Annotated in this window: 21 protein-coding genes; 9 read left to right on the top strand and 12 right to left on the bottom strand. The window is 53.0% G+C overall.

Annotated features, from left to right (window positions below; translation table 11 throughout):
• Positions 1 to 88: 88 nt before the first annotated feature.
• The 4 genes from J7I43_RS14120 to J7I43_RS14105 all read left to right on the top strand — a co-directional run bounded on the left by J7I43_RS14120 (position 89) and on the right by J7I43_RS14105 (position 2,271).
• The gene (locus tag J7I43_RS14120; protein WP_209146326.1) at positions 89 to 499 is read left to right on the top strand and encodes an SRPBCC family protein; all 411 of its coding nucleotides are present in this window, start codon (positions 89 to 91) and stop codon (positions 497 to 499) included.
• Between the two features lie 23 nt (positions 500 to 522).
• A complete protein-coding gene (locus tag J7I43_RS14115; RefSeq protein WP_209146325.1) occupies positions 523 to 900 on the top strand; it encodes a nuclear transport factor 2 family protein in 378 nt (125 codons plus the stop codon).
• Between the two features lie 90 nt (positions 901 to 990).
• Positions 991 to 1,647, top strand: coding sequence for an alpha/beta hydrolase family protein (locus J7I43_RS14110; RefSeq protein ID WP_209146324.1), 657 nt, complete (start codon positions 991 to 993; stop codon positions 1,645 to 1,647).
• Positions 1,648 to 1,656: 9 nt separating this feature from the next.
• The gene (locus J7I43_RS14105; RefSeq protein WP_209146323.1) at positions 1,657 to 2,271 is read left to right on the top strand and encodes a hypothetical protein; all 615 of its coding nucleotides are present in this window, start codon (positions 1,657 to 1,659) and stop codon (positions 2,269 to 2,271) included.
• A gap of 45 nt (positions 2,272 to 2,316) precedes the next feature.
• On the opposite strand, the gene J7I43_RS14100 is transcribed toward J7I43_RS14105, so the two are convergent.
• From J7I43_RS14100 to J7I43_RS14050, 11 genes are all read right to left on the bottom strand, one after another.
• The gene (locus J7I43_RS14100) at positions 2,317 to 3,750 is read right to left on the bottom strand and encodes a TolC family protein (RefSeq protein WP_209146322.1); all 1,434 of its coding nucleotides are present in this window, start codon (positions 3,748 to 3,750) and stop codon (positions 2,317 to 2,319) included.
• Positions 3,743 to 6,910, bottom strand: coding sequence for an efflux RND transporter permease subunit (locus J7I43_RS14095; protein WP_209146321.1), 3,168 nt, complete (start codon positions 6,908 to 6,910; stop codon positions 3,743 to 3,745). The genes J7I43_RS14100 and J7I43_RS14095 overlap by 8 nt, the downstream gene beginning before the upstream one ends.
• A 22-nt stretch (positions 6,911 to 6,932) precedes the next feature.
• Positions 6,933 to 8,015 (bottom strand): efflux RND transporter periplasmic adaptor subunit, encoded by a 1,083-nt coding sequence (locus tag J7I43_RS14090; protein WP_209146320.1) that lies wholly within the window; start codon positions 8,013 to 8,015, stop codon positions 6,933 to 6,935.
• Positions 8,016 to 8,186: 171 nt separating this feature from the next.
• Positions 8,187 to 8,555 (bottom strand): hypothetical protein, encoded by a 369-nt coding sequence (locus J7I43_RS14085; RefSeq protein WP_209146319.1) that lies wholly within the window; start codon positions 8,553 to 8,555, stop codon positions 8,187 to 8,189.
• Positions 8,556 to 8,845: 290 nt separating this feature from the next.
• Positions 8,846 to 9,517, bottom strand: coding sequence for an RNA polymerase sigma factor sigma-70 region 4 domain-containing protein (locus tag J7I43_RS14080; RefSeq protein ID WP_209146318.1), 672 nt, complete (start codon positions 9,515 to 9,517; stop codon positions 8,846 to 8,848).
• 468 nt (positions 9,518 to 9,985) lie between these two features.
• Entirely contained in the window at positions 9,986 to 11,080 is a 1,095-nt protein-coding gene (locus J7I43_RS14075; protein ID WP_209146317.1) for an acyltransferase family protein, read from the bottom strand.
• Positions 11,081 to 11,087: 7 nt separating this feature from the next.
• The gene (locus tag J7I43_RS14070) at positions 11,088 to 11,942 is read right to left on the bottom strand and encodes a PKD domain-containing protein (RefSeq protein WP_209146316.1); all 855 of its coding nucleotides are present in this window, start codon (positions 11,940 to 11,942) and stop codon (positions 11,088 to 11,090) included.
• Between the two features lie 24 nt (positions 11,943 to 11,966).
• Positions 11,967 to 13,478: a RagB/SusD family nutrient uptake outer membrane protein gene (locus J7I43_RS14065; protein ID WP_209146315.1), complete on the bottom strand. Its 1,512-nt coding sequence runs from the start codon at positions 13,476 to 13,478 to the stop codon at positions 11,967 to 11,969.
• A gap of 17 nt (positions 13,479 to 13,495) precedes the next feature.
• Positions 13,496 to 16,765, bottom strand: a complete 3,270-nt coding sequence (locus J7I43_RS14060; RefSeq protein WP_209146314.1) for a TonB-dependent receptor — start codon at positions 16,763 to 16,765, stop codon at positions 13,496 to 13,498.
• 247 nt (positions 16,766 to 17,012) lie between these two features.
• Positions 17,013 to 18,179, bottom strand: a complete 1,167-nt coding sequence (locus J7I43_RS14055; protein ID WP_209146313.1) for a FecR family protein — start codon at positions 18,177 to 18,179, stop codon at positions 17,013 to 17,015.
• A gap of 122 nt (positions 18,180 to 18,301) precedes the next feature.
• A complete protein-coding gene (locus J7I43_RS14050) occupies positions 18,302 to 18,892 on the bottom strand; it encodes an RNA polymerase sigma factor (protein ID WP_209146312.1) in 591 nt (196 codons plus the stop codon).
• Between the two features lie 252 nt (positions 18,893 to 19,144).
• Between J7I43_RS14050 and J7I43_RS14045 the strand changes: the two genes are divergently transcribed.
• From J7I43_RS14045 to J7I43_RS14025, 5 genes are all read left to right on the top strand, one after another.
• Entirely contained in the window at positions 19,145 to 22,300 is a 3,156-nt protein-coding gene (locus J7I43_RS14045; protein ID WP_209146311.1) for a TonB-dependent receptor, read from the top strand.
• Between the two features lie 102 nt (positions 22,301 to 22,402).
• Positions 22,403 to 23,173, top strand: a complete 771-nt coding sequence (locus J7I43_RS14040; RefSeq protein WP_209146310.1) for a helix-turn-helix transcriptional regulator — start codon at positions 22,403 to 22,405, stop codon at positions 23,171 to 23,173.
• Positions 23,174 to 23,236: 63 nt separating this feature from the next.
• A complete protein-coding gene (locus tag J7I43_RS14035) occupies positions 23,237 to 24,091 on the top strand; it encodes an ester cyclase (RefSeq protein ID WP_209146309.1) in 855 nt (284 codons plus the stop codon).
• A 110-nt stretch (positions 24,092 to 24,201) separates the two neighbouring features.
• Positions 24,202 to 24,756: a TetR/AcrR family transcriptional regulator gene (locus tag J7I43_RS14030; RefSeq protein ID WP_209146308.1), complete on the top strand. Its 555-nt coding sequence runs from the start codon at positions 24,202 to 24,204 to the stop codon at positions 24,754 to 24,756.
• Between the two features lie 88 nt (positions 24,757 to 24,844).
• Positions 24,845 to 25,714, top strand: a complete 870-nt coding sequence (locus tag J7I43_RS14025) for an SDR family NAD(P)-dependent oxidoreductase (protein ID WP_209146307.1) — start codon at positions 24,845 to 24,847, stop codon at positions 25,712 to 25,714.
• Positions 25,715 to 25,895: 181 nt separating this feature from the next.
• Here J7I43_RS14025 and J7I43_RS14020 read toward each other — a convergent pair whose 3' ends face one another.
• Positions 25,896 to 26,405 (bottom strand): hypothetical protein, encoded by a 510-nt coding sequence (locus tag J7I43_RS14020; RefSeq protein WP_209146306.1) that lies wholly within the window; start codon positions 26,403 to 26,405, stop codon positions 25,896 to 25,898.
• Positions 26,406 to 26,415: the final 10 nt, after the last annotated feature.

Genomic DNA, 26,415 nt, shown 5'->3' with positions numbered 1-26,415 from the left:
CTGTCCAAATCACCCCACGGTAAAGTCCAAATCCCTCCCCGCCGAAGTACCTGTCGGTCAATACCTTTGATGTATAAATCTTACAATCATGGAAACGATCAGACATAACGTAGTCATCAAAACTTCCCCCGAAAAGGTTTACCAGGCCGTTACCACCCAGGAAGGCATCGCATCGTGGTGGTGCAAACAAACGACCGCCAAACCCGAGCTGGGGTTTATGAACATCTTCACTTTCGGCACGTTCCGGAATGAAATGAAAGTAGCGGAGCTGTCCGATAACAAAAGAACGGAATGGGAATGTATCCAGTCCATCGAAGAATGGATGGGCACCCGCATCTCCTTCGACCTGGAAGAGCGGAACGGAAATACGCTGCTGCGTTTCACACATGGCGGCTGGAAAGCGGCGACGGACATGTTCGCCGTTTGCAATTACGACTGGGCCAGGTTCATCAGCAGCCTGAAAACATTCTGCGAAACGGGAACAGGCGAACCAGCTTAACTTTCATCATAAAAATTACGCTCATGACACAAACACAAAAAATATACACCGTTGCGGAAGTTGCCGCGCGTTTTCATGAACTCGCACAGCAGGAAAAATGGTTCGAGATACAGGATGAGCTTTTCGCAGATAACGTCAAAAGCGTGGAACCGGCCGGATCTCCGTATCTCGGGTATGCGGAAGGCAAAGCAGCCGTTCGTAAAAAAGCGGAAGATTTTGTAGGCCGGATAACGGATTTCCACGGCGCCTCCACCACGGCGCCGATCGTAACAGGCAATCATTTCGCAGTGGGCCGGGAAAAAGACCTGACCGTGCAGCCCCACGGACGGATGCAGATCAAAGAGATCATGCTATATGAAGTGAAAGACGGGAAGATCGTGCTCGAACAGTTCTTTTATTAGCCAGCAACGCCATTCTGATAACAAAAGGCTTCCGGCACGCCAACTGGAAGCCTTTTTCATTAATTTAGTGCCGGTTTAACCATCCTGCATATGAGCACAAAATCCCTCAAACTGAGAGTTTCTCCCCAGATAGGCGAGGTTTCAGCGAAATACACAACACCTGAAAAGCCGGTGTGCATCCTTACCCTCGCGCATGGCGCCGGCGCCGGTATGGACCACGCGTTTATGGAAACGCTCGCCGCTTCCCTGGCGGATGCGGGCATCGCCACGCTGCGGTTTAACTTTCCGTTTGCCGAACAGAAAAAATTCCGTCCAGACACACCGGCAGTCGCCCACCAGGTTATTGCCGCAGCCATTGCGAAAGCGCGGGATCTTCAGCCTAAACTGCCGTTGTTTGTTTCCGGTAAATCTTTCGGCGGAAGAATGAGCTCGCAATATCTTTCCGAACACCCGGAAAGCCCCGTTAAAGGCGTCATTTTTTACGGCTTCCCATTGCACCCTTCCGGCAAACCCGCTACCGACCGTGCGGAGCACCTCGGAAAAATAAAGGTCCCCATGCTTTTCCTGCAAGGCTCCAAAGACACCCTCGCCACCTGGGACCTGATCGAAAAAGTATGCAGCACCCTGCCCAAAGCCACGCTGGTAAAGCTCGAAGGAGCGGACCATTCTTTCAAGGCGGGTAAAAAAGATACGATGTCGGTATTGGTGGAAGAAACAAAAAACTGGATTGAAAAAACAATTCATTAATTACTTTATATGTCATATTACACCCGCGTTTTAGGCACGCAAAATCCCGACATACATCTTGATGAACTGTTGCAGGCACTGGAAGACCAGGACCTGTCCGCAAAATTTATGATGAGCCCCGACGAAACTGCGGATAAATGGACCGTTATCCAGGTAAACAATAAAAAAGGCGAGCCGTTGGTACAGATTGAAAAAAATCCTGTTGCTGAAGAAGAGGCCGGCGGAGAAGAACTGGAAGAGCTCCGCGAAAACATCAAAGAATGCCAGCCCGCATCCGCCGCAAAATGGCTGGATGCATATTTCAGCAATGTAAAGGTGATCTATGCTTTCCAAATGCTCAACGCCTCGCTGGAAGACGAAAATTTCCCTATCGTGGAAGCTGTGAAAGAAAAAATATGGAACCTCACCGGCGGCATCCTGCAAGCCGACGATGAGGGGTTTTCCAATGAAGACGGCTATCACATTCTCTGGCAATTTTCCGACGATGCAACCGGCGAATGGCATTGCGCGGTGCTCAATGAAAACGGGCAATGGGAGCAGTTCCGCATGGAATTGGGAGACATGAAACAACGGAAAGATTTTCTGGCGGGGAAAGTGCCGGTTTCAGCAAAAAGAGTAAAATAAAAAGAGCCGGCCCATCGCAGCCGGCTCTTTAAACAGGAGGCAATCTTACTTCCAGCCGCCTCCCAGGTCTTTATAAATATTCACCACCGCATTCAACTGCGACTTCTTCGTTTCGATCAGCTCCAGCTTCGATTCCAGCGCGTCGCGCTGCGTCATCAGCACTTCCAGGTAATCTGCGCGGGCAGACTTGAACAGGTCGTTCGAAATATCGATCGAGCGGGTGAGCGCTGCTACCTGCTGCGATTTCAGTTCGTAACTTTTGCCGAGGTTGCTGATGTTGGATAATTGTGTGGATACTTCGAGGTAAGCGTTCAGGATCGTGCGCTCGTAGTTGTACATCGCCTGCAGTTGTCTTGCGTTGGCGTTGAAAAATTCCGCCTTGATCGCGTTGCGGTTGATGAGCGGGCCAGCCAGGTCGCCCGCCAGCGAATACAACAGCGATTCTGGAAATTTCACGAGATACGAAGGTTTGAACGCCTGCAAACCAATGCCCGCCGATATTCCCAGGGAAGGATAAAATTCCGCGCGCGCCACTTTTACATCGAGTTTCGCGGCGGTCAATTCCAGCTCCGCTTTCTGAATATCAGGACGATTCAACAGCAGCTGCGACGGAATGCCCGTGCTCACGGCCTGCGGCGTAAGGTCGAGGAAACTTTCCCCGTGCCTCGTGATCTCCTCCGGATAACGGCCTAGCAACAGGTTGATCCTGTTTTCCGTTTCCCTGATCTGCTGCATGATCTCAAATTCCAGGCTTTGCGATTTCAGCACTTCCGCCTGGAATTTCTGCACGGCGAGCTCCGTCGCACGTGCCGCTTCTTTCTGCGTTTTGATGATGCCCAGCGCATTCTTTTGCAGGCCGATGTTCTGCTTTACGATGTTCAGCTGGTTGTCCAGCGCCAGCAATTCATAATAAGAATTGGCCACTTCCGCGACCAGGTTGGTAAGCACGAAATTTTTGCCTTCCACCGTGGCGAGATACCGAGCTACCGCGGCTTTTTTGGCGGTACGGAGTTTCTTCCAGATATCCGCTTCCCAATTCGCCTGCGCGGCGATCCCGAAATCCCCGAGCGGATCGGGCATTTCTTTACCGGGCTCTATTTCCGTGCTGGCGTCGCCCGCGCCCTGGCTGGTGTAGCGGCCTACCTTTTCCATGCCGGCCCCGGCTTTCAGGCCAATGGCCGGCAATATCCGTCCCTTTCTGATGCGGATGTCGTTTCTCGCGATCCCGATCTCCTGCAAGGTGATCATCAGCTCCTGGTTGTTTTTCAGCGCCGTGTCTATCAGGCTTGCGAGGTCTTTATCGGTGAAAAAATTCCTCCATTGCACGGCGGCGCTGTTGGCCGTATCGCGGCTACCGCCGAAGGTTCCCGGTACGGAGCGGTTCTCGTCCCGCGTGGCCACGACCGGTATCCTGCAGCTGGCGGTGGCCAGGCAAATGCCCAGCACGCCGATGAACGGATATATCCTGCGTTTATACATTATGATCGATTTCTTCTGTTAAAGGATTTTCTTCTTCGTCTTTCACCAGCGCATGCCTTTCCGCGATCTTCCCGAACACGTAATACAGGCCGGGTATGATCAGCATGCCGAACAGGGTGCCGAAAAGCATGCCGCCGAATGCGGCCGTACCGATCGTGCGGTTGCCGATCTTGCCAGGGCCGGTGGCAAACACCAGCGGTATCAGCCCCGCGATGAATGCGAAAGATGTCATCAGGATCGGGCGGAAACGCACGCGGGAGCCTTCCATGGCGGCTTTGAGCACCGAAAGGCCCGCGCGGTGCCGCTGCACGGCAAACTCCACGATCAACACGGCATTTTTACCCAGCAGGCCGATCAGCATTACCATCGCCACCTGCGCGTAGATGTTGTTTTCCAGGCCGGTGAGCTTCAGCAACAGGAACGCGCCGAAAATCCCCGCCGGTAAAGAAAGAATAACGGATAACGGAAGAATGAAACTTTCATATTGGGCGGCGAGGATCAGGTACACGAAACCAAGACAGATCAGGAAGATATACACCGCCTGATTGCCCTGCGCCACCTCGTCTTTCGAAATGCCCGCCCAGTCGATGCCGAAGCCTCTGGGCAATGTTTTCTGGGCCACGTCATTGATCACCTTGATCGCTTCGCCGCTGCTGTAGCCGGGCGCGGCGGAACCGCTGATCTCGGATGCGTTGTACATGTTGTGGCGCGTGATCTCAGACAAACCGTAGACTTTTTCCATTTTCATGAATGCCGAAAACGGCACCATTTCATCTTTGTCGTTTTTCACGTACAATTTCAGGATGTCGTCCGGCAATGCGCGGTATTGCGGCATGGCCTGCACCATCACTTTGTATTGCCGGTCGTATTTGATGAAACTGATCTCATAGTTGCTGCCCACCAGTGTCGACAGCGTATTCATGGCGTTTTCGATGGTCACGCCTTTTTGCTGCGCGATGTCGTTATCCACCCGCAACATGTACTGTGGAAAACTGGCGCTGTAAAAGCTGAATACGGAAGACAGTTCAGGCCGTTTTTCCAGCTCCTTCACAAAATCCCTGCTCACGGTTTCCATTTTTTTGTAATCGCCGGAGCCCGCTTTGTCCAGCAAACGCAATTCAAACCCGCCAGCGGCGCCATAACCCGGAACGGCCGGCGGCAGGAAAAACTCGATGGTGGCGCCGGTAATGTCTTTCGACTTCTCCTCCAGCTCTTCGATAATTTCCTGCGCGGATTCCTTGCGGTCTTCCCAGTTTTTCAGGTTGATCAAACATGTGCCGGAGTTGGCGCCGGTGCCTTCGGTAAGTATTTCATAACCCGCCAGCGACGAAACGGATTGTACGCCGTCTATGCCTTCCGCAACCTTCTGCAGCCTTTCCGCGATCTCGTTGGTACGTTCTAGCGACGAGCCCGGCGGCGTCTGGATGATGGCGTAAAACATGCCCTGGTCCTCATTCGGGATAAAACCGGAAGGCACGCGGCCGTTCAGGTAAAACACGCCTGCGCAGAAAACCAGCAGCATCAGGAAAGTGACCGCGCGCCGGTTCACGATGGCGCCGAGTATTTTCTGGTAGCGGCCGGACATTTTGTCGAACCCGTTGTTGAACCCGGCGAGAAATTTGTCCATGATGAACTTTTTCTTTTGTTTGCCGTGGTTGTTTTTCAAGATCATCGCACAGAGCGCCGGCGTAAGCGTTAGCGCCACCACGCCGGACAGGATGATGGCCGTTGCCATTGTGATGGAGAACTGCCGGTAGAAAATGCCGACGGGGCCAGACATAAACGCCACCGGTATAAACACCGCCGCCATCAGGAACGTGATGGCCACGATCGCCCCGCTGATCTCATGCATCGCTTTTTTCGTGGCTTTCAACGGCGATAAATGTTCCGTTTCCATCTTGGCGTGCACGGCCTCTATCACCACGATCGCATCGTCTACCACCACGCCGATCCCCAGTACGAGGGCGAACAGGGTGATCAGGTTGAGCGTGATGCCGAAGAACTGCATGAACATAAACGTACCGATGAGCGAAACCGGCACCGCCAGCGCGGGAATGAGCGTGGACCGCCAGTCGCCGAGGAAGAGGAACACCACCAGGCCCACGAGTATAAAAGCTTCCACAAGCGTGTGGATCACCTTTTCGATAGAAGCGTCGAGGAATTTGGAAACGTCGTAGCTGATCTCATAGTCCATTCCCTTCGGGAAAGAGCTGGCTTTGATCTCCTTCATTTTAGCTTTTACGTCTTCAATTACCTGGCTGGCATTGCTGCCGTACGATTGTTTGAGCACGATCGCTGCGGACGGCCTGCCGTTGAGATTGGAATAAATATCGTACATCGAACTGCCGAACTCAACTTCCGCCACGTCTTTCAGGCGAAGGATCTCCCCGTTCGGGCTGGACCGCAGGATCACGTTCTCATATCCTTCCTTCGTGCTGAACCTGCCGGAATATTTCAGTACGTATTCAAACGCCTGCGACCGCTGACCGGAACTTTCGCCGGTTTTGCCCGGTGAGGCCTCGAGGCTTTGTTCGCTAAGCGACTTCATCACTTCCTCGGCAGAGATCTTGTAAGCCAGCATGCGATCGGGTTTCAGCCAGATGCGCATGGCGTATTCGCGGTTGCCGAGAATGTCTGCCACGCCCACGCCGTTCACCCTTTTCAGTTCAGACAATACGTTGATGTCCGCAAAGTTGAAAAGGAATTTCTGGTCCGTATGCGGGTCGGTGCTGTACAGGTTGATGTACATGAGCATGTTCGATTCCTCGCGGGTGATCTTCACCCCTTCGCGCACCACCAGCGGCGGCAGTTTGTTTACGACGGAAGCCACGCGGTTCTGCACGTTAAGCGAAGCCTGGTTGGGATCGGTGCCGAGGTTGAACACCACCTGGATGGTAGCCTCGCCGTCGTTACCCGCGTCCGAGGCCATGTATTTCATGCCGGGAACGCCGTTGATGGCCCTTTCCAGCGGGATGATCACCGATTTGATCATCAGTTCGCCGTTCGCGCCGGGGTATGCCGCGGTTACGTTCACCTTGGGCGGCGAAATGGACGGGAACTGCGTTACAGGCAGCTGCGTTATGGCCAGCACGCCCAGGAACACGATGATGAGCGATATCACGATGGACAGTACCGGCCGTTGTATAAATCTGTTAAACATTGCGCTATTCTGTTGATTTGAACTATTCCGCTTTTAATCGCAGGTGTGAAATCACTTCTTCGGGCTTCAGGTATTCGAAGTCGATCTTGTCGTCGTCTTTTACTTTCTGAACGCCTTCCAGCAGTATTTTATCGTTTTCGGAAATGCCGTTGTCTATCACGAACAGATCGGGCATGCGGCCATGGATGGTAATGTTTTTAGACTTTACCTTATTGTCTTTGTCCACCACGAAAACATACATTTTGTCCTGGATCTCATACGTCGCTTTTTGCGGGATCACCAGCGCGTTTTTCAGCGGAACCGTCATCATTACCTTGCCCGTCTCGCCGTTCCTGAGCAGTTTTTCAGGGTTGGGGAAACGCGCCCTGAAAGCGATGTTGCCGGTCTCGTTATCAAATTCGCCTTCGATGGTTTCCACATCGCCCTTGTACTGCAGCGGGCGGTTGTTGGCCAGCAGCAGGCCTACTTTGTTGTTGGCGCGGCCCTGGGTATTGGTCTGGTATTCGAGGTATTCCGGTTCGGATACGTTGAAGTACGCGAACATCTGCGTATTGTCGGAAAGACTGGTAAGCAACTCACCTTCGTCGATGAGGCTTCCCAGCTTGAGCGGAATACGGTCGATCGTACCGCTGAACGGCGCCCTGATCTCGGTAAAAGACAGGTGGAGCTTTGCCAGCGCCATTTCAGCCTTCGCCTGGTCGAGCTTGGCCTGCGCCATGGCCTGTTCGTTTTTGGAGACCACGTTTTTGACCACGAGCGCCGTGGTGTTTTGCAGCTCGATCTCCGCGGCTTTGGCTTCAGCCTGTGCTTTCAGCAGCTCGGCTTCGTATACTTTCGGCATGATCTTGAACAACAGCTGGCCGGCGTGAACATACTGGCCTTCGTCTACATAAATATTTTCCAGGTAACCTTTTTCCTGCGCCCTTACTTCGATGTTGCGCACGGAGCGGATCTGCGAAACATATTCTTTGGTAAATGAAGTATCGATCCGGAAAGGGCTGGTAACGGCGTACCTGCTGGCTTCTTCCTTTGTTTCTTTTTTTGAGGTGCAGCCGGTGGCGTACAACAGGGCAAACATGCCCGTAAACATGACAATTCTTTTCATGACATTAAATGGTATTGAGCGATGGAAAATTGGCGGGTCAGGGTACCGGAGGGCACACGGCAACGGCCGCCGGGGCGCGGCCTGAAACGTTATGCGGCGGGAAGTAATGTTAATGCGGATCAACACCGGCATGCATAACTACACCTTCGGCAACTGATGTAACGGAAAGGATCAGATCCTCAAAACCCTTTGTACGATGTATCTATCAGATAAAAGCCCGCAGAGAACGGGAGCGGTTTTGATACGCCTGTGAAGAAAGCTCAAAAGGAAAACGGCGGAAAAAATGAGATAGAATTTCGCCAGCAGCTTGTATTTCCTTGTAAAAAAACTGCTGGTGTCTTCATCTTCCACCTTATCGCGCAGTAGGTAATCCGCGCTTTTGTCCGCCGCGGTTTCGCCGAGTTTTTCCCGGTGCTGGTGACTGCCGGGCGCTTTCGCGTGCCGGGTATTGTCGGTTCTCGGGGTCAGCGAATAACGGGCGTTATTATGATGAGCGTTCGCATAAACGGACGCATCCCTTCTGAGCAGAAGGGCGAACATGCATACGAAAATTATTGCCGCTCTCATTTGGGGGCCAAAATTAGCAAAAGGTTTGAAAGGGCGAACACCCAGCCGGGACCGGGGCGGTGAAGAAAAGGTTAAATGCCGTGAAAACGGCCATGGTAGTGCAGAGAGCGGAAATTAAAAAACGATTAAAAATCCGGGTACGCATAAAAACAGCGACCCGGGGGCCGCTGTTGGTCACGGATAGTCTAAAAGCAGATCACTTCCATTTAAACAGGTTGTAATGTTCAGTCGAAATGCATTTTGACTTCCCGTAAAGTCGCGTCTTATTTTCTTTTCCGCCTGCCCGCCTGCACGATGATACTTCTTCCTTCGGTAAAAAGTAACATTACCTGCGCCTGCGACAGGTTCATTGCTTTGGCGATCCTGCTGATGTTAAGCCCGGCATCATAATAAAGGGTGAGTACTTTGAGCTGATTGGGACTGAGATATATGGCATAGTCCGACACTGCGCTTACCGGACATACAGGGGCATTATCCCCGGCCTGCTTCAGGCGATCGATAAAAAGCTTTAGTGTATCGATACTATCTTTAATCTCCCGGATGATCAGCTGGTACGATTTCCCGACCAGGCTGGCAAATTTCCGCTGTTTGTACAGTTCCAGCAATGTCTGCCTGTTCTTTTCCAGCCGCGGGACCGTTTTTTCCAGCAGGTCCTGCAACTCGGTTCTCCAGTTGGCATTGCCATGGCCGTTTCCCGGATGGCCTCCGGCCTGCCGATCGTCGCCGGCTTCCAGCTCTTTTTTGATCCAGCCGGCATTTCCTTCCTTACTTTCCAAATATGCGTCGCACATCCACTGCACGCCACGCCGGATGAAGTCGCGGATATCGGCCGCACTTTCCATTTTTTCCCGGCGTTCCCATGCTTTCAGAAAAGTTTCCTGGATGATGGACTGGCTTGCGAATTTATCGTCTATCCTGCTTTGGGCATATACCAAAAGCGGCCCGCTTAAAATATCATAAAAATATTTAAGGCCTCGTTCGTCTTTCCGGATAAACAGATCATAATGCTTCTCCTCTTCGGAGTTGTTAACATGAAATCTAACCACTGTTTTTCTTTGAGTTAATAAATCTCAATTTGATTATCATTCTGTCAGATTAGGGCATGAATTTTCAGAATGGGAACACCCCATTCTACTTAGCAGGAACTCATTTTGTATCAGTTTTTATGTTAAGAAATCAGCGTTCCGGGATTCCGGCCGCATGGTTAAAACCTGGTTGGATAGTTTAATGTTACCTCATGTATAATGATTGTTTTGGTGAGGAAAGGCAAAGTAAATGACAATTCCAAAGCCCCCGTGTTAATGAGAAGTTAAGTAAAAATGCAACCGATTGATAACAAACTAGTTAGTGCGAGCCAACAACTCATTACATCACAAAAAAAGCGGCCCGAAGGCCGCCTTTTACTATAACTTAAAGAATATCTTCCGCTGGTAAAGCCAATAACACAGATACCATTCCAACACCCAGACGCAGAACGCCGACACCACCGCCTGCCAGGTTTCAGGCGTGCCCAGCATTTCCAACCCGCCTTTCACAAAGATCCCCACCACGCCGTTCAGATAACCCATTCCCACCGTTTCAAAGAATATGTAAATGAAGATCGAGTTCATACCTACCACCACCGCGATCCGGGTGAAACGTTTGTGGTCTTTTACGTCTATCCACCAATACAGCGCGGCCAGTATCAGCGTAACATATCCGAGGGACACAAGAATGAACCCGCCCGTGCAGATGCGTTTGATAATCGGCGACGCTCCGCTCAGATCAAGCGCATACCCGATGGCCAGCGCCGCCACGCCCGCAATCAGCAGCGCCCTGATCTTGTTCGCTGCCGGCAATACGCTCATCAGCAGCTTGCCCGCCGTTACGCCCAGGATCGTATGCGCTGCGGTAGGAATACAGTTGATCGCCACCCATCCGCCTTCGTTGATCTTTCCCATCAGCACCGTGTCCATCCACGCGCCGAAATTATGCCCCTGCACAAACGGCTGATCGAAACCGGGCACCTGCACCACGCGGTACAACATATCGCTCAGCAGCACCAGCAGCAACGCCGTGCCGATCTGTACCTTATACGACCGGCCGATCAGGAAATAAGCCACCAGCGTGGTGAATGACAACTGCGTCAACACATTCCACAACTCCCACACCAGTTTTCCCGCGTACACACAATGCAAACCGGTACCGAGCAGGAACAGTTTCAGGCTGCGGACCAGCACATGACGAAAATTGTCTTTCTCCGGCAAACCCTTACTGCGTTTGTTTTCCACGGAAATGCACATGGCCGTTCCCGCCATGAACATAAACGCGGGCTGCACCAGGTCCCAGAAACGAAGGCCATGCCAGGGATGATGAAAAAACTGTTCGATAAGCCAGCCTGGCTGCAGGTGTTCCAGCGAGTGGTACACCATGCAGCTTTCAGCGGCCAGCAGGATCATGATGATCCCGCGCATTACATCCAGTGATAAAAGTCTTTCTCCGGGCTTTAATATGGGCATAGACAGGTTATTCAAATGTGATTTGCAGCGAAGGCTGGCCCGGGCCGGGCACCCTGCCCAGCGTGGCTGACCAGTCGCTCTTCGTCGCGATGATGCCCACTTTGAACGCGGTGGTAGCGGCCATGTTCTTCAGTTTGGAACGCACCAGGCGCACCTCGTATTTCAGCACGCCGCCGCTTTCTTCCACGTTCCCGATGGAATAGAATTCCGTTGCGCCGGAAGGTTCAAAACTGAATGCGTTCTGCGCGCCTTTGTGGTTAAACGCGTCCCACCAGTTGCCGAAGATGCTGCCTTCCAGCAACACATCGTAACCGCCGCCGGTCATATCCGTAAGCAGGCCCGTCGTGGCATTGTTGTCCGTATCGAGATAAAAGTCGTAGATATCGCCGTTGGACTGCTTGCTGTTCACTTCAAGATAAACAAAAATGTACTGTGCATCGTAGTCAAATTTCACTTTGCGGAAAAACGTTTCTCCCGCCCCAGGATCAAGCTGGTACTGGGTTACGTTATTCCAGTCGTCGAACGTATTGTCGTCCAGCTTTACCGGTGAAGTTTTGGCGATGTAGATCACCGTGGAACCTTCGGTTACTTTGCCGTCTTTGGTGGTGGCGTAAAGCGTTGGCACATATTTTCCTTTGGCGGGATAAGTATGCACAGGGCTTTCTTCGGTAGACGATTCGCCGTCCCCGAAATCCCAGCGGTACGACACGGCGCCCGTCGTTTCGTTCGCAAAGGTGACGGTTTTGTCGGCAATGCTAACGGTGTAAAAGATGTCCGCCTCCGGGGACGTATCGTCTTTTTCACAGCCCGTCATCAGGCCGCCCATGGCGAGGATCGAAAGAATATATTGAATGCGTTTCATGCTCGTTGATTTACGGTAAATGGATCAGGGATTCTGAATGCAAAGCTGGTTGGTCTGTATCTCGTCTATCGGCACATAATAAATGATCCTCGTCGCGTCCCATTTGTTGATGAGATTGGGATAATTGCGCGGTTGCGCGGACAGGTCGATGTCGGATTCTTTCAGGCCCGGCAGGTGATAGCCCCAATACGTGCGGTTCATGTCCAGTTTGTTGCGGTACACGTCGAAATTGCGGTGGCCTTCGAAAGCCAGCTCGATCCTTCTTTCCTTCAACACCGTTTGCAGCGCGGTTTTCCCGGCAGGCAGCACGCGGTTGTACAATGAATTTTCTAACCCTCGGTTCTTCCGGATCATATCCACGTTATCCAGCGCGCCGGGCACATCGCCTTTTTTCGCCAAAGCCTCGGCCTTGTTCAGGTACACTTCCGCGAAACGCAGCAGGATGGGCGAGCTCAGCGTAGGACTGCCGCCCTGGAACGAAAATTTGCTGATGTAATAAACTTCGATGCCGTTTTTCGTCTGTACCACGTTCCCCACTTTCAGCGGTTTGATGTACGACCAGCGAACGTCTTCCGGATGTTCAGACATCGTGTCGCGCAGCGACTGCGAAGCGTATTCCTCACCCCATCCCGAGTTGCCGTCCGAATACAGCATCGATGCGATGGAACCGGCCTTGCCGTAATCGTCCGCGGTGGTGAACGCCACACAGAAGATCGTTTCTTTCCCGGCCATGGCATTGGCGAAAAGCGAAGGGAAAGTGGCCGCGGTTTCCAGCGTAAAACGGTTGGAGCCGATCACTTTGTCTGCATAGGAAATCGCATTGTCATTATCTTCCTTGTACAGGTAAACGCGCGACAGCAAAGCCCAGGCAGCTTCTTTGGAGCCGTATTGTACGCCCCTCGGCTGGTTCATCAGTTCGGCGCCTTTAATCGCGTCGGCGATCACGGCGTCGTATACTTCGCCTACATTGGCCCTTGCCTTCAGCGAAGGATCTTCGGTGGAAGTGCGCAGGATCACGCCCGCCGCGGAAGGATCGTGCGAATAAGGTTTGCCGTAAAAACGCACGAGGTTGAAGTGGCACAGCGCTCTCAGGAAATAACATTCGCCGATCAGCTGTTGAATGCTTTCATCCGGGTTTTCGATCTTTTCGGCGCTTTCCAGCACGGTGTTCACATCGTTGATGATCTTGTAGGAAATGTACCAGAAATAACGGCTGTTGGTCTGCGTGGCCGTATGGTCCAGCGAAAAGCTGTAGAACAGCGGATCTGTGGTGGTTTGCGCGCAAACGATGTCGTCTCCCGCAAAATCGCTCATCTGGAAATACTGGCGGAGGTACATGTTGTTGCCGTCTACCGTTCCGTTAAAAGACACGTGGTCTTTAAACAAAGCGTACGCCCCGTTGAGCCCCTGTTGCAAACCTTCTTTGGTGCCGGTAAGCGTGCCGGTGGTCAGCGCGTCGCTCGGCTCGATGTCTTTCAGGCAGCCTGCGCTGAATACGGAAATGAAAAGTATAATGAAATAAGATGTCGTTCTCATGATCAGAAATTTTATTCCTAGAACCGGATGTTAACGTTAAACAGGTACTGGCGGTTGTTCGGGTATTTGAAGTCGGACACGCCGGGCATCACAAAACTGCCGGAAGTGATGGTGGTGGCGGGGTCCTGCCCAAGGAAATCGGTGAAGGTGTACACATTGTCTGCCGTTACGGACAGCGTTACGCCGTCCAGCCCGATGCGGTGCACCCAGGGGGAAGGCAGGTCATACGACAAAGCGATGTTCCTGATGGCGAAAAATCCGCCGTCTTTCAAATAACGTGTAGACGTTTCCGTTGCATTGGCCGCATTTTGCGGGCTGGGCTCAGTGGCATTGTCGCCCGGCTTCGTCCAGGTACTGTAACCGTCGGGCAGTACGATCTGGTTGTAATACGGTTCCATCCCGTCGTTCATCACAAAACGAAGCGAATTGCTGAACACTTTGTTGCCGGAAAGAAAATACGCGTTCACGCGCAGGCCGACGCCTTTGTATTTCCAGGTGGAGCTAAGGCCGCCCTGGAGCTTCGGCAGCGCGGAACCTACTTCCTGGTAAGTAGCGCTGGCGTAATCTGAAGTGGTGCTGGTGGAGATCACTTTTCCGTCTGCGTCTTTTTCCAGCACTTCCCACAGCGGCGCGCCGGTTTCTTTGTCTACGCCCACCCAGCGCGGCATGTAGAACTCATACAAGTTGCCGCCGTTGCGGTAGATCTGCGAAATGCTCCATGTCGGCTGCGTGCGGGTGATGTCGCTGGGGAGTTTTTGCAGTTTGTTGGTATTGAAGTTAATGTTGAAATCCGTCGTCCATTCAAAATTTTTCCTTTTGATATTGACGCTGCTGATACCGAGCTCCACGCCTTTGTTCACGATCTCGCCGGCGTTTTCCCAGCGCTGTTCGAAGCCTACGGACAGCGGTTGGGACACTTGCAGGAGCAGGTTCTTCGTCACGTTGTTATACACGTCCAATGTGAGGTCGATGCGTTTGAAAAGCCCGAGGTCGATACCCGCGTTCAGCTGGTGTTTGCTTTCCCAGGTGAGGTTGGGGCTGGGCAATTGCAGCGGAATGGCCGCGGTGCCGCCGTTGTATTGGCTGCTCAGCGAATACAGGCCGAGGTAGCGGGACGAACCGATGTCCTGCGTGCCGGTAACGCCATAGCTGGCGCGGATCTTCAGGTTATTGACAATGCTGCTTTCATGCAGGAAATCTTCGTTGCTCACCAGCCATGCCGCTGAAACGGCGGGGAAAGACCCGTACCGTTTGCTGGACGGGAAGGCCGTGGAACCGTCCACGCGGTAAGAAGCCGTCAGGAAATATTTTTCCCTGTAACCATAGCTCACCTGCGAGATCAGCGATTGCAGGATGGACTGGTCGTTGTAACCGTTCACCAGCTGGTTGTTGGAAACAACGTTCAGTACGGAAAGCCCGGTAGGCAAGCCTTTTCCGGAAGCTCCCACCGCTTCCGTCTTACTGTTCTCTATCGCTACGCCGGCCAAACCGCTGATGGAATGATCGCCTTTGGTAAAATTGAATTTAAACAGGTCGGTGGAAATAAAACCATAGCTCAAAATGCCCAGCTCGTTCAGGAAACCGGTGTTGTGATACAGGCCTGCCACCACGGGAGAATAAAAGTCGGTGGACTTGTTGTAATTCACCGCGGCGCGGTTGGTGCTGGAAAACGACAACCAGTCCGTGATCTGGATATTCAGCCCCAGGTCGTAGTTCATGCTGAAACTTTTGTACGGGTGGTTGGAGTTCAGGATGGTATGAACGGGGTTCGTTTTGTCCCTGGACCACCATTTGGCGGTGGTGGTGCCGTCTACATACACCGGCTGGCCGTTTTCGTCGTAAGGATCGTCCCATGGCATATTGAGATATGCATAGAACACGTCTTCGTAGTTAAAACTTTTCCCGCTGGCGGCGCTCAGGTTGATGTTGTTGGTCACGTTCACGCTTTTGGAGAAGCGGTGCGTGGAGTTGCCGCGCAGGTTGATGCGTTTGAAATCCGTGTTGAGGAAAGTGCCTTTTTCGTTGTAATACGTGAGGCTGGTGTAATAATCATTTTTTTCGTTGCCGCCGCGCGCGGAAATATGCACGTTCTGCATCGGCGCGGAAGGGAACATGGTGGAAAGCCAGTTGTAGTTCTGGTTGCGCAGTTCGCGGGGGCGTTCGGCGTAAAACTTCAACAGGTCTATTTTGTAGGAATTATCGTCTTTGCCGGGAATATAGTCGCGGTAAAACTCTTTATGTCTTTCGTACAGCTGGCTGCCGTTCATCATCTTGATCTTGCCGAGGTCCGCCGTGCGGAAACCCGCCGTCACCCTGGCTTCGAACTGCGTTTTGCCGCCGCTGCCTTTTTTGGTGGTCACGATGATGACACCGGCGTTGGCCTGCGAGCCGTACATAGCGGTGGCGCCCGCGTCTTTCAGCACGCTGATATTTTCAACGTCGTTCGGGTCGAAGCTGCCGCCGATGATGCCGTCTACCACATACAGCGGGCTTTGCGAAGCGTTCACGGAAGACACGCCCCTGAGCCTGATCTCAGCGGCCGCGCCGGGTACGCCGGAACTGTTCACCACCTGCAGGCCGGCTACCTTGCCTTGCAGCATGGAGCCCACGTCGTTGGTGGTCACGTCTTTCAGTTTTTCGGCGGATACGGTGGTAACGGCGCTGGTGAGCTCGCTTTTCTTTTTGGCGCTGTAACCCACCACCACTATTTCCGCGAAGTTTTTCGTGTCTTCCTGGAGAATGATGTTCAGCGCGCGGCCGTTTGCCGGGGCAGCGGCTTCCTGGCTCACAAAACCGATATTGCTGAACACGAGTATGGCGCCGGGCCGCACGCCGTTCAGCGTAAACATGCCCTGGTCGTTGGTTTGCGTGCCTTTCGACGTGCCTTTCACCAGCACCGTGGTGCCGGGCAGCGGGGTATTATCGGAACCCGTTACGCGGCCGGAAACATTCACCGTGCTGTCTGCCTGTGTGTGCGCACCGGGCAAAGGCGCGGGCGTTTTTTTGATCACGAAACTATTGCCTTCCAGCGAATAAGTGATCTGCTGGTCTTTCAGGCAGAGGTCTAGCAGTTCCTGTACGCTTACGTCTTTTACTTTCAGCGTTACCGGCTTGATGCCCGCGAGTAATTTTTCCGAATAAACGATGGAAACGCCCGTTTGGGTGATCACTTCTTCAAAAACCTTCTGCAGCGGCATGTCCCTGGCTTTCAGGGTCACTTTCTGCGAATAGCCGGCCGCGCTTACATGCAGCGCCACGGCCAGAAGGAGGAATGCGGTTAGTTTCATAACCCGTCGAATTTTGGTTGACAGCCCGCATGCACGGCGGGCGTGTGCATTACAACTGAATTGCATACTTTTGTGGTGTTTGGTAGTTTTTTGGATTGTTTTCTAACGCGATTACTAAAATTGCCAGATACTTCGCCGGGCACCGAGGGCAATCGGGCCCGGTTTTTTATACGGCCTGCTTATCATTAATTTTCCTCCCTGAACGGGCGTTCTCTTTAAATTTTGGTTGACGGTCCCGCCTCTATGTTTAAGGCAGCACTATAATTTTTCTTCCTTCTATTTTAAAATGATTGCTGCCGCCCGCTTCCAGCAAGGCCAGCACATTCGACAAATGCAGGCTGCGCGCGATGCCGCCGCCGTACAGTTCGGTGCTGGGCGTGGTTTGGTACACGATCTCCACATCGTACCAGCGGGCTACTTCGCGCAGGATGGCGGGCAGCGTCATGTTGTTGAATACAAACAGCCCGTTTTTCCAGGCGATCACTTTGTTCACGTTCGCCTGCTGCACCAGCATTTCGTGGCTGCGTGTATCCAATACCGCCTGCTGGCCCGGTTTCAGCAATTGTTTCGCCGCGCCTTCCGTTACCTGCACGGCGCCTTCCAGCAGCGTGGTGTTCACGGTGTTTTCGTCTTTGTAAGCCATCACGTCGAAATGAGTGCCAAGCACCCGCACTTCCATGCTTCGCACCTTTACTTTGAAAGGTTGCTCCGCATCTCCGGCCACTTCGAAATATCCCTGCCCGTCCAGCTCCACTACGCGCTCCTTACCGGTGAAGGCAAGCGGGTAACGCAGGGACGATGCGGAGTTGAGCCACACTTTCGAGCCGTCGGGCAATACCACCCTGAACTGGCCGCCGCGCGGCGTGGATAAAGTATTGTATTGAAGGGCTGCAGTTTCTTTGCCCGCGTCGTAGAGCAACTGGCCCTGATGACGGGTAATGGTGGTGCTTCCGCTGCTGATCACCTGGTTGCCCGCGCTGTCCAGCGTAACGGTCGTGCCGTCTGCCAGTGTGAGCGTGGCTTTGGTGCCGCCCGGCGCGATGTCTGTTTTAGGTAATTGTGCGGTGATGGGGGAAGATGGAAGGGTTTGTTTGCGCTGTGACTGCCAGATTACAGCGGCGCCGGCCAGCAGGATGATCGCGGCTGCGGCGGCCACTTTGCCGAACGTAAATATTTTCATGCCGCGGGCCGGGGTATGCTGAACAATGTTGCGGTACACCTGTTCGTAATCCACTTCCGGCAGGCTTCCATTGGTATGAAGCAGCATGTATTGTTCTTCCATGAAGGCGTGCAGCGTTTCTTCCGCCGGCATTTCGCGGATAACGGCGAATAGTTCGTCCAGTTCTTCCCTGGTACAGGATTTGGCGGCATACCGCTCCAATAGGTATTTGATTCTGGCCGGATCGTGCTGCATAAGGCTTCATTTAAATGGCCTGGTAAGGCCCTTCAAACATAAAGACGGGCGAACGACAACAAAGGACCGTGGGAAAAGAAGATTTTTTTAAAAAAAGAGAAAATGCAGGATAGAATAGGGTTTCACGCCCAATGCAGGCATGCCAGCTGGAACATTACCGCCAGCAAAATGGAATGTTTCGCAAGATATTGCCGCACATGCCGCAGGGTTTCCACCAGCAGGTTTTTCACGCGGCTGCGGGACAGGTGCAGTTGCCGGCTGATCTCATCGTGGCTCATCCCGCGCTGGCGGCTGAGCCAGAAGATGGTCTGTTTCTGCTCCGAAAGCCCTTCCAGCGCGCTGCTGATCAGCCTTTTGCTCTCCGCTGCGTCCAGCTGCTGCTCCAGCTCGTCAGACACTTCAGAGATGTTCGCCCACACCTGGTCGATCAGCTTCTGCTGAAGCGACACCCGCCGCAAATGGTCCATCGTGCGGTTGCGCGCGATCATAAATATATAATTGTCCACCCGCTCAATGTCAGGCAACTGCCCGCGGCTGCTCCAAAGACGAAGAAAAGTGTCTTGCAGGATATCTTCCGCATCCACCGCGGAATGAGTGAGGTGGTAAGCAAATGCAAAAACCTGCCGGTTATGCCGTGCATATAATTCCCTAAAGGCTTCTTCACTGCCCTCCCTTAACTGGAATAATAGGTCTTTGTCGGTAATTCCAGGCATTCGCCGCGCCGGCTGTTTGGTACGTGACAATTTTAAAAAATATTCCCCGATTATTTCCCGGATTTTAAATCGTCTTCCCTTAATTATTGACAATCAATAATATACATCTTTAGATGCCTCGAAACAGCAATATACCACGTTTAATATAGTAGCATCGGATGCCGATGTGTATGAAATTAATGTTATCATTGTATCCGATACAATGATACCGTTCCACGAACCACTAATTTCACGCTGTTTTAACAAACTTTTATGAAAAAGATCCTATTGCTATTATGCTGCATTGGCGGCATTGTAAGCCCTGAACTCCAGGCTCAAACGACCCAGGCATCCATTCTCGGCACCGTTTCCGACGACAAAAAGGAAATGATCCCCGGCGCGTCAGTGCTGGTACGGAATGAAAGCACCGGCTTCACCGCCCGCACTGTTACCAACGCCAAAGGCCAGTATTCTTTCCGAGAAATGCCGCTTGGCGGGCCGTACACCGTAACCGTTACTTTTATGGGTTATGCAGACGAGAAGCTGGATGGTTATTCCCTCAACCAGGGCGATGTGCTCAGGGTGAACGTGGAAATGCGGCCGGCTTCCGTTACCATCAACGAAGTAAAAGTGGTGGGCAATTCGCTACGCAACAAACGCGACAACTTCGGCGCGGCCACTACCGTTACCGCCCGCGACATCGCCAAGCTGCCGGTGAACGGCAGGAACTTCACCAGCCTGATCGACCTGTCTCCCCTCAGCCGGGGCAACAACCTGTCCGGCCAGCTGGCTTCTTCCACCAACTTCACCATCGACGGCACCACTGCCCGCAATCCTACTTCAGGCGGCGGCTCCAACAGCCGCACCGGCGCGCCGTACATCCTTTCCATGGAAGCCATCCGCGAATTTAAAGTGGTCACCAACCAGTACGACGTGACCTACGGCCGCAGCGGCGGCGGCACCATCAGCTCCGTTACCAAATCAGGCACCAACACCTGGAGCGGCAGCGCATTCATTTATGGCCGCGCAGACTGGCTCAGCAGCAGCTACGACATCCGCGGCGCAAAACGTGTGAACGACTTCTCCACCAACCAGTTCGGTTTCTCGCTCAGCGGCCCGATCGTAAAAGATAAAGCGCATTTCTTCTTCACCTGGGACCGCCAGGCAGACGCGCGCCCTTTATTCATCGCCGACATCAAAAGCCCGGCAGACGAAGCCCGCCTGAACATTTCACAGTCCACCCTCGACCAGTTCCTCGACATCGCCCGCACCAAATACGGCGTGAGCAACGCGCCGCAGACCGGTTCTTTCGATAAAAAACGCGGCACAGACGCATTGTTCGCCCGTGTAGACTGGCAGCTGAACGAAAAGAACCTGCTCACCATCCGCGACAACTTCATCAACGACCGCAACGCGCTTGGCCGCGACGACAATACCGCCATCAACCTGTACGAATCCTACGGCGACGCCAACACGTTCAACAACAGCCTGTTGGCGACGCTTCGCACCACCATCAACCCGAAGATCACCAACGAACTGAAAGTACAGCACCTGTATACTTTCGAGGAAAGCGTGCCCAATGCGCAGCTGCCCGCGGAAAACATCCCGCGCGCCATCGTGGAAAGGATCGCTTCCACGGTAAACGGCAAAGCCGTGCAAACGGCCATCCAGCTGGGCGGACAGCGCTTTTCCCCCGAGCATTTCTACAACAACGTAGTGCAGCTCGTAGACAACGTGTACCTCAATACAGACAAGGCCAGCTTTACGTTCGGAACAGACATCATGTACAGCCACCTGAACTCGCTGTATGGCAGCGAACTGAACGGTCGTTATTATATCCGCGGCATGGACAACTTCAACAACATGGTGCCCTGGCGTTATGCGCGTGAAGTAGCCGTGGTAGACGATCACAGCGTAAAACAGAACGTTCTCAACGCCGGTCTTTACGCACAGATGCAAACCCGTCTTGCCAAAGGTCTCGAAATGGTGCTGGGCCTGCGCGCCGATTACACGGCCTATATGAGCAAAGCCAACTTCAACCAGACCGTGTACGACGAGCTGGGGCTCAGTACGAACAACGGGTTGAACACTTTCCAGGTCCAGCCGCGCATTCAGTTCAACTGGGACATCAATGAAAATCATACCGATTACCTCCGTTTCGGCGCGGGCATCTTCGCTTCAGACATCAACAACTACGCGATGATCAACAACCAGTTGTTCGACGGCACCAAGATCCTGTCCATCGACATCCAGCAGAACATTCCCACCCCGGACTTCATCAGCTACCGTAAAAACCCGGCCACCGCTCCGGGCAAAGAACTGTTCGACCAGCTGGGCCTGCCCCGCATCGGCACTATCAATATGAATGGCAAAGACGCGGGCATTCCCGTGATCTACAAAGCGAACATCTCCTACAACCACATCTTCGGCGACCGCCTGAAAGCCGGCGTAACGGTGTTCACCACCATCGCGCGCAACAACTACATGTATGTGGACAGGAACATGGTAGACCAGCCATACTTCACGCTCAGCAACGAAGGCGGCCGCGGCGTATACGTTCCGGCAAACACCATTCTCGCCACCGGCGAGGCAGACTGGAGCAAAGGCCGCAAAAGCACCAATGTGGGCCGCGTGCTGGAACTGAACAGCGGCGGCAAGGTGAACCAGTTCGCTTTCGTGGCGGACGCTACCTGGCGTTATTTCCGCGATGGCGAAGTAACCCTGAGCTACACCTGGAACCAGACCAAAGACAACACGTCCTACAACGGCGACGTAGCCAATACCGCCACCCTGTCGCTGATGACGCCGCAGGACCCGCGTAACCTGAGCCTGATGAGTTATTCGGACAATCACTTCCGTCACAAGATCGTGTTCTACGGCACCCTGCCATCGTTCTACGGCGTGAGCGTGGGCGTTCGTTACTCCGGCCTCGGCGGCACCCGCTACACCCTTGCGGTGAACGGCAACGTGAACGGCGACTTCGTAACTTCCAACGACCTGCCGTTTGTATTCGACATCAACGATCCCGCCGTGCCGGAAGCCCTGCGCAACGGCATCAAAGGCATTCTCGACAATCCGAACGCGTCCGAAAACATCAAGGACTACATCCGCAGCAGCATGGGCAGAGTGGCCGAACGCAACGGCGGCGAGAACAAATTCTTCGGCGTATGGGACCTTCGCGTGGCTAAAAAATTCAAGCTCTTCAAATCGCACAGCCTCGAAATTTCCGGCGACGTTTTCAATGTGGCCAATCTGCTGAACAAAGACTGGGGAGCGACCAAAACACTGGGCAAAACGAACCTGCTGAACCTGAACGGTTTCAGCCAGGCCACGCAAACCTATAGCTACGGCGTAAATGCCAACGCGGGCGTGATCACGCCTTCCGGCAACCCCTGGCAGTTGCAGCTGGGCGCACGTTATGCTTTCTAAACTTAGTACTCAATTTTAATAATCCGGGGCGTCTCTTCTGGGACGCCCTTTTTGCGCCCGGAATATCCGTACCTTAGCGATACATTACCCGGCACGCGCATCATGAAACTTGAAAAATTTACTCCTTCGGCGGCGCTTTTTCCTTTTGTGAAGGAATACCTCCTGATCGAAACGGACCATGCCACGGAGAGCCGGACCATCCCGGGCACGTCGCTCGTTTTGTCTTTCCGCTTCAGGGGAAATGTGAAAAACACCGCCGGCGTAACCGGAAACATTCCCGCCGCTTCGGTTTCCGGGCTGCGGAAAACCGCGCGCACCTTTTACTACGAAAATTCTTCCGCCAACCTGCTCGTCATTCTCCGGGAATGCGGTATGGCGGCCTTTTCAGCGCTTCCGGCGCATGAGCTTTTCGGGCAAAGTATTTCATCGGACAATATCTTTAAAGGCAGTGAATTGCGCGAATTGCTGGAACGTATGGCGGATGCCCGTACACATCGCGGAAGAGTGATGCTGCTGGAGAATTTCCTGCTCGGAAAACTCCATTCCCCCAAACACTTGCCGCTCATCGGCGAAGCCGTGCGCGTCATCAAACAACAGAACGGCCTCTTGAAAGTGAAAGCCCTGGCCGATTCCCTGCACATCAGCCAGGACGCGTTCGAAAAACGTTTCCGCTCGCATACGGGCGCCACGCCTAAACAATTCGCCTCCATCATCCGGCTCAAAAACCTCATCGATAAATTCCCCACGTATTCTTCCCTTACCGACGCCGCGTACGAGGCCGGTTATTTCGACCAGTCGCATTTCATCAAAGACTTCAAAGCTTTTACCGGCCGCACGCCGAAAGACTTTTTCAGCGCCGGGCAGTTCTGGTAAATCAATGATTTTTTACAATTCCCGGCCATGCCCCGCCGGTAATTTTGTGGGAAATCATTTACAATGAAACCGTTTTCCCTTTTTCTTTCCATGCTGATGATACCCGCCGCCAGCTTCGCCCAGGCGGATCAGTCCATCCCGTCTTCCAACAAAAACAATTCCGATATGAATATGAATGAACAGAACAAACAGACTGTCCGCAGCCTGTATGAAAAATCGCTGAACGAAGGCAACCTCGCCATCCTCGACCAATTCGTGTCCGAAGATTACACCGGCCCGCGCGGTGAAAAAGGCGTAGCGGGTTTTGCGTCGAACCTGGCGCCGCTGATCAGGGCATTTCCCGATATCCATTACGAGCTTGCAGACCTGGTTGCGGAAGGGAATAAAGTAATGGTGAGCTGGAAATGGAGCGGCACGCACGAACAGGAATACAATCACATTCCGGCTACGCATAAAAAAGTGATCAATACCGCGATAGCCGTGTATGAACTGAAAGACGGGAAGATCACCGGTGCGCAGCTGCAAACCGACCGTCTCGGTTTTCTCCAGCAGCTGGAAGCGCTGCCTCAGGATGTTTCGCAAATATTCCGGCAAGTCAGCGGCGAAGCCGTTCGTTTTATCGACAAATTCGTAATCCCGGCCTCCGCAAAAAATGAGTTCCTTGAAAGAGCGAACGTCAACCGGCAATTCATCAAAAACCTGCCCGGCTTTCTTGGCGACGAAATGTACCTCTCCGAAGATGAAAACGGTAATATCCATTGCGTAACCGTTGCGGCATGGGAAAATGATGCGGCGTTGCAGCAGGCGAAAGAAAATGTGCAGGCATTCTATAAAAAGGAAGGTTTTAATCCTGCCGAAATGTTAACCCGCCTCGGTATCACCATGGACCGGGCGATGTACAAAAAGGTGCGGGATTGAGCCTGGAAAGGAACTCCGGTAGATCAGGAGACTGGTTTGCCGGATTTTTTTGTTAATCAAACAGACAGACCTGTCTGTTTGATAAAAAAAGTACTTATCTTTGTGTCATCATGAAAGAAAGCGTAAATGACAGGATCATGGAAACGGCTTCGCGGCTGTTTTACAATCAGGGGTACAATCTCACGGGTATTAACCAGATCATAGACGAGGCTGGCATTGCCAAAGCGTCGCTGTACAGTCATTACCGTAGCAAAACAGACATCCTGCTGGCTTACCTGGACGAATGGGCCGAAGGTTTCGTGAAAAACCTGGAAACACATCTCGCTGGCATCAAAGGCGCGAAGAATAAGATTTTCGGCCTGTTCGAATTTCAAATCGATCTCTACAAAAACTCGGATTATGTAGGCTGCCCGCTGCTAAAGATCAAAGCCGAAGTGCCGCGCAGCGAAACCGCAGTGTGGGAGCGGATTGAAAGTAATAAAAAACACCAGCGGAAGATCATCAAAAAGCTGGTGCAGGAAATGGATAACAAATCCGGTCTTTCCGACCAGGCGTTGGCGAACATGATATTTTACCTGCTCGAAGGCTCGTCTGTAACCGCTACGGTCACTTCCAATGCAGACGAGATCCGGAATGCGCTGGATGCTCTCAAAAAACTGATCTGAAATCAATCCCTGCGAAAGCAGGTTAACGTATACTTATAAAAAGACAGACTTGTCTGTCTGTATTCATCACACTACTTAACACAAAAAAATGAAAAAGATCATAGTGACCGGCAGTTCCAGCGGATTTGGATTACTGACCGTAAAAACGCTCGCCGCCAAGGGACATACCGTGTATGCCACCATGCGCAACATACAAACAAAAAACAGCGGAACAGCGCAGCAGTTGCTGGATTGGGCCAAAACGAACAATGCCGATGTGAAAGTGCTGGAGCTGGACGTTACCAGCGATGCATCCGTACAGGAAACAATTAGCCGGATCGCTGCGGAAACCAACGGCCAGATAGACGTGCTGATCAACAATGCTGGCAACCTGGTAGACGGTTTCCTGGAAAGCCTTTCCACCCAACAGGTAGAATGGCTCTTCCAGGTACATGTGTTTGGCGTGGACAGGATGAACAAAGCGGTGCTGCCTTACATGCACAAGCGGAACAGCGGTTTGCTGATCACTATCACTTCGGGCCTCAGCCGCCTGCACCTGCCTTATCTCGGCGCTTACAGCGCAGCCAAGGCCGCGGCGGACACACTGGCGGAAACGCTGCAGCATGAACTGCAAAAAACCGGCATCGATTCCGTAGTAGTGCAGCCTGGCGCATATCCCGGCACAGACCTCATCAAAAACCGCGTGGAGCCCGATTACCCGGAAGCGGAAAAATCCTATGGCGAATTTGCAGCTAAAGTAAAAACAGGCATCGGCAATCTTTTTGCACCGACGCCTCAAAATTCCGACGCCACCGAAGTAGCGGTGCTGATCAATAACATTATCGACACGCCTGCCAAACAGCGTAAAACCTGGTTCCCCATCGGTTTGGGCGCGGGCATGCCGTTTATAGAAGGGATCAACGATTCGACGGGCGGTTTCAGCGATACGCTGCAATCGGCCCTGGGCATGAAGAACTGAGTGTTATAGTTGTGATACATAGATTGGGCCGCAGGTTGCGGCAAAAAAGGGCCGCCCTCTTGCAGGGCGGCCCTCTGGTAACTACCAGGAGAAGTGAAAGACGTGGCGTATATGCCGGGGCGCTACGCCGGCCGCTTACAGATCCGGTCTTGCGGACGGCAGGTAAAAACCAGTCGGTATTTTACTGATAACGCATGGCCGGGTAACCGAGCAGGCGGCGGAACAGGCCCAGCTGCCCGATGCAATACGATTCCCTGTCCATACAGAAAGTGATCACTTCCAGCAGGTTCATGCCTTCACCCATGCCGAAAGGATCGGGGCCGTTCAGCTGGTCGGGTGTGGCATTGGCCAAAGCGTGGCGCAGCAGCGGGGAGATCATGTTCCAGTCTTCGCGGTACGAATCGAGGCTGGGATACGTTACATCGTCTTTAATGCCCGCATAATCTTTGAACAGGTCGTTGGCCTGCTGGGTTTTCTCCACGCCGAGAATATTCGCCAGCACAAATCTTGCCTGCACGAGGCTGCCGGCGAGCCAGGCGGGGTGATTGGCTTTTGTGCCGAGACGGTTGTGCGCGTCTTTGTCCGTCAGATTTTCCAGCACATTGATGAACAGCAGCGTGTGCAGGTCATACATTGCCAGTTGCGCGTTAAGCATGCCCTGCTGAACGGGCGAAATGGTGAGCGTTTCCATAACAAATATT

It is taken from the genome of Chitinophaga chungangae (assembly GCF_017742215.1).
GTDB classification, from domain to species: domain Bacteria; phylum Bacteroidota; class Bacteroidia; order Chitinophagales; family Chitinophagaceae; genus Chitinophaga; species Chitinophaga chungangae.
This window is presented reverse-complemented; position numbering and strand designations above follow the sequence as displayed.

Excerpts from the sequence above, each read along its gene's own strand:
- J7I43_RS14120 (WP_209146326.1), top strand. The coding sequence starts at position 89 with ATGGAAACGATCAGACATAACGTAGTCATCAAAACTTCCCCCGAAAAG.
- J7I43_RS14115 (WP_209146325.1), top strand. The coding sequence starts at position 523 with ATGACACAAACACAAAAAATATACACCGTTGCGGAAGTTGCCGCGCGT.
- J7I43_RS14110 (WP_209146324.1), top strand. The coding sequence starts at position 991 with ATGAGCACAAAATCCCTCAAACTGAGAGTTTCTCCCCAGATAGGCGAG.
- J7I43_RS14105 (WP_209146323.1), top strand. The coding sequence starts at position 1,657 with ATGTCATATTACACCCGCGTTTTAGGCACGCAAAATCCCGACATACAT.
- J7I43_RS14100 (WP_209146322.1), bottom strand. The coding sequence starts at position 3,750 with ATGTATAAACGCAGGATATATCCGTTCATCGGCGTGCTGGGCATTTGC.
- J7I43_RS14095 (WP_209146321.1), bottom strand. The coding sequence starts at position 6,910 with ATGTTTAACAGATTTATACAACGGCCGGTACTGTCCATCGTGATATCG.
- J7I43_RS14090 (WP_209146320.1), bottom strand. The coding sequence starts at position 8,015 with ATGAAAAGAATTGTCATGTTTACGGGCATGTTTGCCCTGTTGTACGCC.
- J7I43_RS14085 (WP_209146319.1), bottom strand. The coding sequence starts at position 8,555 with ATGTTCGCCCTTCTGCTCAGAAGGGATGCGTCCGTTTATGCGAACGCT.
- J7I43_RS14075 (WP_209146317.1), bottom strand. The coding sequence starts at position 11,080 with ATGCCCATATTAAAGCCCGGAGAAAGACTTTTATCACTGGATGTAATG.
- J7I43_RS14070 (WP_209146316.1), bottom strand. The coding sequence starts at position 11,942 with ATGAAACGCATTCAATATATTCTTTCGATCCTCGCCATGGGCGGCCTG.
- J7I43_RS14065 (WP_209146315.1), bottom strand. The coding sequence starts at position 13,478 with ATGAGAACGACATCTTATTTCATTATACTTTTCATTTCCGTATTCAGC.
- J7I43_RS14060 (WP_209146314.1), bottom strand. The coding sequence starts at position 16,765 with ATGAAACTAACCGCATTCCTCCTTCTGGCCGTGGCGCTGCATGTAAGC.
- J7I43_RS14055 (WP_209146313.1), bottom strand. The coding sequence starts at position 18,179 with ATGCAGCACGATCCGGCCAGAATCAAATACCTATTGGAGCGGTATGCC.
- J7I43_RS14050 (WP_209146312.1), bottom strand. The coding sequence starts at position 18,892 with ATGCCTGGAATTACCGACAAAGACCTATTATTCCAGTTAAGGGAGGGC.
- J7I43_RS14045 (WP_209146311.1), top strand. The coding sequence starts at position 19,145 with ATGAAAAAGATCCTATTGCTATTATGCTGCATTGGCGGCATTGTAAGC.
- J7I43_RS14040 (WP_209146310.1), top strand. The coding sequence starts at position 22,403 with ATGAAACTTGAAAAATTTACTCCTTCGGCGGCGCTTTTTCCTTTTGTG.
- J7I43_RS14035 (WP_209146309.1), top strand. The coding sequence starts at position 23,237 with ATGAAACCGTTTTCCCTTTTTCTTTCCATGCTGATGATACCCGCCGCC.
- J7I43_RS14030 (WP_209146308.1), top strand. The coding sequence starts at position 24,202 with ATGAAAGAAAGCGTAAATGACAGGATCATGGAAACGGCTTCGCGGCTG.
- J7I43_RS14025 (WP_209146307.1), top strand. The coding sequence starts at position 24,845 with ATGAAAAAGATCATAGTGACCGGCAGTTCCAGCGGATTTGGATTACTG.
- J7I43_RS14020 (WP_209146306.1), bottom strand. The coding sequence starts at position 26,405 with ATGGAAACGCTCACCATTTCGCCCGTTCAGCAGGGCATGCTTAACGCG.